Source organism: Vibrio sp. 10N.261.52.A1, assembly GCF_002876325.1.
Taxonomy (GTDB): Bacteria; Pseudomonadota; Gammaproteobacteria; order Enterobacterales; family Vibrionaceae; genus Vibrio; species Vibrio chagasii.
Genome location: NZ_MCYD01001335.1, coordinates 1 through 7994 on the forward strand (window position 1 = coordinate 1; position 7994 = coordinate 7994).

Sequence of the window (7994 nt, forward strand, 5' to 3'; positions counted from 1 at the left end):
TTGCTATCAGCTTCATTCGATAATTAAAGAATGAAGCTGATAGCAAGGCTGGTACAAGCTATGCCCAAAGCAGCACCAATGAGTACATCCGTTAAAAAGTGCACGCCGAGTAATATTCGAGATCCAGCAATCGCTGCAGCCCAAATCAAACTAAAGAGATATAAGCTCGGATAGAAATGCCCGATTAATGTCGCCATAACAAAAGCAGCAGCGGCATGCCCAGATGGTAGGCTGTACTTATCTGATGGGACAATATGAGAGTGAAGCAAAGAGGAAAACTCCGCGGGTCTGCGGCGCTTTAGAGTATTTTTAGCAAACCAATAGATTGGCAGCTCAATCGCGAAGGCAGTTAAGCCCACCAACAGAAAATCGCTGCCTGTTTTGCTATCGGCGAGCAATGCAATCAAAGCAATCAATATATAGAGGTGACCATCCCCCGTATGAGAGACCGCCTTACTCAACGTCGCATGTTGGCCACTAAAACGGTTCTTTAAACAGAAAACCGAAAATGCCACATCCCAGCGGACAATAGGTTCGATAGTACGCATACGTTCTCCTTAACAATCCTTATTCAGTTAAGGGTCAAGTTATGCCCAACAAATGACAGTTAAGTGACGTTTTGAGTGAACTAAAATGAAATTTTCTACGGTTGAGAAGCCGATGATTCAACCGTATCAGAGGCTCATTCACCTCGTATAAAAATAAAGCGACCCTAGGCCGCTTTATTATTCATTTCTAATTTCTGACTTAAAACTCTATAGCGAAAGGGGCTCGTGCTTTTTCACTAAACCGAAGTCAGCCAAGATTGCGTAAGCCGCAGGGATCATAAACAGCACCAGCAGGGTTGAAGCAAAGATGCCAAATACGATCGAGATAACCAAAGGCTGAATAACCTGAGCCTGTAAACTGGTTTCGGTGAGCAGAGGCAATAAACCAGCTGCCGTCGTCATCGAGGTTAAGAACACGGCACGGAAACGCTCACGACTCGCTTTCACCACCGAGTCATGCACGCTATCTCCTTCATCAACGTGATGACGAATGTATTGAACGAGTAAGATAGAGTCGTTAACTACAATCCCTGCAAGCGACACAAAGCCCATCATACTTGGCATACTTAAGGAATGACCAAGCACCCAGTGACCAACTACAACTCCGATAAAGGCTAATGGAATCGCGAGCATCACAACCACAGGCTCTAAATAGCTTCTGAATTGATAACTCAGGATAGCAAACACACCAAATAGACCGAGCAAGAAGCCTTTGCCCATCGAGGCACCCGTCTTGGCTGCATCCTTCGCTTCCCCTTCGAAGTCAAAACGTAAGCCTGGGTACTTCTGAATAAGTTTAGGCGCTTCATCTTTTTGGAACTGAGCCAAGATCGCAGAAGAGCTCGCTTTCTTATTATCAATGTCACCAAAGATACTAATGGTTCTCAAACCATCAATACGTTGTATACGTACATAATTACGCTGGAAATCGAGCGTCGCCAGCGTAGCTAGCGGAATTTGGCTACCATCCGCGGTAATGATTGGGAAGTTAGCAAGTTGCTGTATATCGCCCGCTTGCTCTTTATCAAGACGCACCTCTATCGAGATATTCTCAACACCGATTTGAATCTCGTCCGCTGTCTGGCCAAAGAAGGCGGCACGCAGTTGAGATGCAATCATCTGCCCGTTCACATTGTAGGTTTCAGCACCTGGGCGAAGCTTAACCAAGATCTCTTCTTTACCCATCCGCATGTCATCAAGTACGCCATGAACACCATCAAACTCATTCAGGTAAGCCTGAATATCCAGAGAAGCAGCTTTCAATGCATTAAGGTCATCATGCTTGGCACGGATCTCAATCGCTCGTCCACCCGGCCCCATGGTTGGTTGCTTGAAAACCAGTGAGATTGGATCCGCAAGTTCACCAATATCCTCTCGCCACGCATCGATAAAATCATCGATCACCGTATTACGACTCTCAGCACCACGAAGGTCTAAGCGCACGGTAGCCAAGTGCGGGCCAGATTCGTTGGCATCGGCATTGGCGTTAAACTGGCTGGTGATATGTTCGACTAGCGTGTTGCCCTCTTCAACTTCTTCGCTCCACTGCTCATTCAAACGCTCAGCAGAAGCCACAATCTTATCGACCACTCTCTCAGTTTGAGACAGTGATGCCCCCGGAGGAAGAATGATACGAGCCTCAGCAATATCACCATCAAGCTCTGGGAATGGCTGGAATTTGACAACACCACCAGCAATCAAGGAGATCGATAGGAGCAGCAAGGTCAACACTACGCCCATAAAGGCATAGCGGAAGGTCACCACTTTCTCGACCATATTCATCAAGGTGGTATTACGAAAGTTCTCAAACTTCTCTAGCAACACAGTTTTGAAGCGCAGCGCTGGCTTATCGTTTTTCTCTTTGTGTAACGAATGCGACAAGTGATTCGGCAGAATTAAGAAAGCTTCGATCAAGCTCAACGACAGCACCAAAATCAGCACCTGAGGAACGGCCTTGAGTACCGCGCCCATTTCCCCATCGAGAAATAACAAGCTACCGAAGATACACACTGTGGTTAAGAAGGAAGACAACACGCCGGGAAGCACTTTCTTAACACCGTTATACACCGCGTCATCGACATTTTGTCCCCGATCGAGGTGGGAGGCTATCGACTCGGCGATCACGATGGCGTCATCCATCATAATACCGATCGCCATCAACAAACCCACCAGTGACATAATGTTAATCGACAGTCCTAAATTGGCCATTAAGAACAATCCGCCAAGAAAGGCTACCGGCAGGCCTGCAGCAACCCAAAAAGAATAACGTAAGCTGAAGAACAGCCACATGGTTGCGAATACCAGCACAATACCTTGCCACCCATTACGCACCATCATGGTCAGACGATCCCACAATACAGAGGAGAGATCATTGGTCATTTGCAGAGTCACGCCATCAGGTGCAATTGCACGCTGGTCCTCGACAAACTGAGTGACACGCTCTTTGATTCTCAGTGCGTCATCTTCTTTGTTCTTGCTGACCTTGAGCAATGCAGAAGGTTTACCATCAAACAGCACCTTCTGTTCATCGAGCTCAAAGCGGTCGGTGATCTTGGCAATATCTCGTAAACGGATCACAGATCCATTTGGCGCCGAACCCACTACAATGCTTTCCAGTTCTACGGGCGTGATACGCCTTTCATCGAAGCGAATCAGGAAGTTTTTGTCTGGCGTTTCAACGTTACCACTCGGCAGTTTCACGTTCTGGCGACCAATTTGATCGGCAATATCACCGACACTCAAACCGAGTTGGCGAATCGCTTGGGTATCAAGTTCAACACGATATTGGTGATCAGAGAATCCGCTGACATCAACCAGTGAAACATCGTAATCGAGCTTCATTGTGCGTTTCAGATCTTCAGCGTATGCCTTCAGCTCAGGCCACGAGGTGTCTGCCGTAATCGCAATATCAACGACTGGCTCATTCCAATCCAGCTCTTGTACGACAGGTGATTCAATCTCTGTAGGAAAGTCGTTGATAGAATTGATCTGAGTTTGCACATCCACCAGCATTCGGCCGATATCCGCTTTCTCATTGAGCTTGAGAATTAGACGAGCGCTGCCTTCTATCGCCTCACATTGGGTTTCTTCAATGTTAGCTAAACCATCGACCGCGTCTTCCATTCGCACACACAGGCTCTCTTCGACCTCTTGTGGAGAAGCCCCCGGATAAACAATCGCAGCCATAATGTAAGGTGGATCATAAGCAGGGAAGGTTTCGCGTTTGATGGTAGATAACGAACTAAAACCCAATATCAACAACCCAAGCATCAACAAGTTGGCTGCGGTTGGGTGTCTTGAGAAGAACTTAATCATGAAGCGCTCCCGTCACTGTCTGCGGTAAGTTCATCACCATTTGAACCAGACTCTTTCAGCAGCATGCCTTCAATGGCAGGCAGGACGTCGTTGAGAACCAATTTGTCTCCCGTCTGCAACTCGCCACTAATCACCACTTGATTGTCTCGTCGGTAAAGTACTTCGACATTCACAACTTTCAAGCGCTGGTTCTCATCCATCAAATAGATCTTATCGCCATGCAGAGCACGTTCAGGCACAACCCAACTCGGATTGGCTAAGCCTTCAATCTCCGCTTTAACAAACATGCCATTTACCAAAGGCGTGGCACTGTTTGGCTGAAGCGCAGAATAGTCTTGATTGATTTCAAGGATGATGCCTGCTGTCGCTTGGTTTTCATCCACAGTCTCACTGATTCGTGCAACCTTGGCTGGCCAAGTCAGATTTAAGCTGCCACTGTTCAACTGAATGCTTGCCTTAGCTGGCGTTTGATATGGGTTTGGGATGCCAGCAGCATCGCGAGGGAATTGAGTAAAGCTTGAGGCTAAAGTTTGCATATCGTGAATAGAGAGTTGTGCCTCAACCTCCATAACGTCAATTCCATGAGCAATGAACATCTCTTGCTGCAGATTAACTACTTGGTTCTGTTCAATATCAACCTGAGCGACTCGCATCGGTCTGGGTAAGGTGATGGTGGTTTTATCCAAAGAGCGTTGCGCTTCTTTGACCTTAGAGACATTGACCTTAATCACCGCTTGTGCGACACGCTTTTCATCTGGCATTAAGGCGATTTGGTTCTGTATATCTAACACCAGCTTCTGTTGGGAGAGTGCACTCTGCTGTTGAAGATCGACATCGGACTGAGAGGTCAGCCCTTTCTTACGTAGATCTTGTTTACGTTGTAGCTCTTTATTACTGATCACTAAACGATTTTTTTCGATCTTCAGTGTCTGTTTCAGGTTCTGTTCTTCTTGGTTCAGTTTCTCTAGTGAGGTCTGGCTCGATTTAAGATCCGCTTCGGCTTGTACCAACTTCAACTCGTAATCCAAAGGATCGATCTTAAGCACCTCAGTTCCTGCAGGGATCACCTGACCTTTCTCAAGGTCGGGGTGTCGGTAAACGATCTGCCCTGTTACTTCGGCAATCGCTTTCCATTCAACCTTAGGTACCACTTTGCCAAAACCAACCGCCAACGGCGCGATCATCTGCTTCTCTAAACTAACGGTTTCAACCAAGCGCGCCCTATCGCCAGCAGGCTTAGTTGGTAAATCTGGTTTCAAATTAATCGCCATTACTAGACCAATCACACCAACAGCTAAGGCTGGGAAGAAAAGGAGCTTTTTATTTATTCTCATTATTTTGGTTCCTGCGAAGATGAAGGGCTTGGTGCATTGATAAAGCCTTCCGTCATCAGTTGAATGTTGTGTTCGATTAATCGATTCAGAAAAGCTTCATTAAGCTCGATGCCATGAATAGCCAGCAAAGGCGGTGGTGCTATAAACGGAAACACCATCAAACTTATATACGACACGCGGCAGAGCTTAGGATCCATATCCTTGCGCAAAACGCCTTGTGCCATCAGCTTTTCAAAAATGACATCTTGGGCAGGTTTAGTGACATCGAGAAAGACCTTCTCTAGCAGCTCTCTCTGCACCTCAGAAGGTGGCATGTTCATCACTTGGGCAATTAAGCGAGGAAACTTAGGAACCTTGACCATCTCTTTGTAGTAAGTCCGCATTAAATCGAGAAAGTTCTCGTGGCTGCTCTCTTCTACCAGCTTATGCATCTGGAGTTGCATTGGTCGCAACGTTTCACGCAGCATTGCTTCAAACAACCCTGCTTTGTTACCAAAGTAATATCGAATCATCGCGATATTCACTCCGGCTCGTTCAGCAATTAAACGAGTGGATACCTTGTCATATGGTTGAACGACGAACAGATCACGAGCATGCTCAATAAGCAACTGCCTGACATCTAGATTCTGCTGCGGTCGTCCTGCTTTGCGCCCTGCCATCACTAAAACCTACTAACCTAATTAATCACACGATTAATTATAGGGATAAATCGATACGCTGGCAGAAGATTAATTACTCACTATTTAATCAATTGATTAATTAATTTAAACGCGCTTGTGATTTTTTTGGTGAATCGTTCCATTAAAAAGATTTACTACAAAGTTTTAACCTACACATAAGCCAAACGATAAACTAACCGCCCAACCTAAAAACCCCAAGCAGATGATAAAACCAATAAATACAACCCTAGCAGCACAAACCAAACCAAAACGCCGCTAATGTATGCTGATATTGGATTTTCTTGTTTGACGCTCAGAATAAATTACGGTACATATGGTGTTAACAGTTTATTTACGGATATTTGTGTAATGACTTTTTCTTCTTCTCGACTGCTGAAACTTCTCCTTATCGTGAACCAATCGCGCGGGTAAGTTGTGGGTCAAGAACTACACAAATATTAAAACCCGCGCTGAGCGGGTTTTTTTGTAACTGGCACTTTTAAAAGAACATCATTCTCAATAATAATTTGGATAGCAATCGATACAATATCGATATAAGGAAGCACCCATGAACGATCAAGTGATAATTTTTGATACGACTTTACGTGACGGCGAGCAGGCTCTAGCTGCAAGCCTGACAGTAAAAGAGAAGTTACAAATTGCTTATGCACTTGAAAGACTGGGTGTGGACGTAATCGAAGCTGGCTTCCCAGTATCATCTCCGGGTGATTTTGAATCAGTACAAACTATCGCAAAGAACATTAAAGATAGCCGTATCTGTGCACTTTCTCGTGCTGTAGCGAAAGATATCGATGCAGCAGCAGAAGCGTTAAAAGTGGCTGAGCAATTCCGTATTCACACCTTTATTTCTACATCGACGGTTCACGTTCAAGATAAATTGCGTCGCAGCTACGATGATGTGGTAGAGATGGCAGTAAAAGCCGTTAAACACGCACGTAACTACACAGACGATGTTGAATTTTCTTGTGAAGATGCAGGCCGTACACCTATCGATAATCTATGCCGTATGGTTGAAGCTGCCATCAACGCAGGCGCGAAAACTATCAACATTCCTGACACAGTGGGCTACACAGTGCCTAACGAGTTTGGCGGTATTATCAAAACGCTATTTGACCGCGTACCAAACATCGACCAAGCAATCATCTCAGTTCACTGTCACGATGACTTAGGCATGTCGGTTGCTAACTCAATCGCAGCGGTACAAGCTGGTGCTCGCCAAGTAGAAGGTACCATTAACGGCATTGGTGAACGCGCGGGCAACTGTTCTTTAGAAGAGATCGCAATGATCATCAAAACTCGTCAAGAGTTATTAGGTGTTCATACCGGCCTAGATCATCAAGAGATCCACCGCACCAGTAAATTGGTGAGCCAGCTTTGCCACATGCCAATTCAAGACAACAAAGCGATCGTTGGTGCTAACGCATTCAGCCACTCTTCAGGTATCCACCAAGATGGCATGCTAAAGAACAAAAATACTTACGAGATCATGACTCCTGAGTCTATTGGCTTGAAAAACAAGGCGTTGAACCTAACCAGCCGTAGTGGTCGTGCTGCTGTTAAGAGCCATATGGACGCAATGGGTTACAAAGACAACGAGTACAGCCTAGATTCATTGTACGAAGACTTCTTGAAGCTTGCTGACCGTAAAGGTCAAGTCTTCGATTACGACTTAGAAGCATTGATGCACTTCGCGAATCTACGTGACGAAGATGACTTCTACAAACTTAACTACCTAAGCGTACAATCTGGTAGTGTAATGTCTACAACCAGCATCAAGCTGCAATGTGGTGATGAAGAGAAGTGCGAAGCCGCTGTCGGTAACGGTCCTGTTGACGCGCTATACCAGTGTATCTACCGCTTAACTGGCTACGAAATCGTACTAGATAAGTTCGACCTAACCGCGAAAGGTGAAGGTGAAGATGGTTTAGGCCAAGCTGACATCATTGCTAACTATAAAGGTCGTAAGTACCACGGCACAGGCGTTTCAACAGATATCGTTGAAGCTTCAGGTCAGGCGCTACTGCACGTTATCAATAGCATTCAACGCGCAGACACCATTGCTGAAATGAAACAGCAAAAAATCGCGACAGTTTAAGTACCCAATAACAGAGCCCTAG

At 45.7% G+C, this 7994-nt stretch carries 5 protein-coding genes; 1 reads left to right on the top strand and 4 read right to left on the bottom strand.

What is annotated here, in order from left to right; genetic code table 11:
• Nucleotides 1–23 precede the first annotated feature (23 nt).
• From BCT81_RS27510 to BCT81_RS27525, 4 genes are all read right to left on the bottom strand, one after another.
• Nucleotides 24–548 (bottom strand): phosphatase PAP2 family protein, encoded by a 525-nt coding sequence (locus BCT81_RS27510; protein WP_102426516.1) that lies wholly within the window; start codon nt 546–548, stop codon nt 24–26.
• 207 nt (nt 549–755) lie between these two features.
• Complete coding sequence (locus BCT81_RS27515) at nt 756–3863, bottom strand: efflux RND transporter permease subunit (protein WP_102426517.1); 3108 nt, start codon at nt 3861–3863, stop codon at nt 756–758.
• Complete coding sequence (locus BCT81_RS27520; protein WP_102426518.1) at nt 3860–5197, bottom strand: HlyD family secretion protein; 1338 nt, start codon at nt 5195–5197, stop codon at nt 3860–3862. Before BCT81_RS27520 ends, BCT81_RS27515 begins: the two co-directional genes overlap by 4 nt.
• Complete coding sequence (locus BCT81_RS27525) at nt 5197–5856, bottom strand: TetR/AcrR family transcriptional regulator (protein ID WP_102426519.1); 660 nt, start codon at nt 5854–5856, stop codon at nt 5197–5199. The genes BCT81_RS27520 and BCT81_RS27525 overlap by 1 nt, the downstream gene beginning before the upstream one ends.
• Nucleotides 5857–6424: 568 nt before the next feature.
• Between BCT81_RS27525 and leuA the strand changes: the two genes are divergently transcribed.
• Nucleotides 6425–7972 carry a 2-isopropylmalate synthase gene (leuA, locus tag BCT81_RS27530; RefSeq protein ID WP_008219998.1) on the top strand — a complete coding sequence of 516 codons (1548 nt, stop codon included), beginning with the start codon at nt 6425–6427 and terminating at the stop codon, nt 7970–7972.
• The last annotated feature ends 22 nt before the right edge of the window (nt 7973–7994 follow it).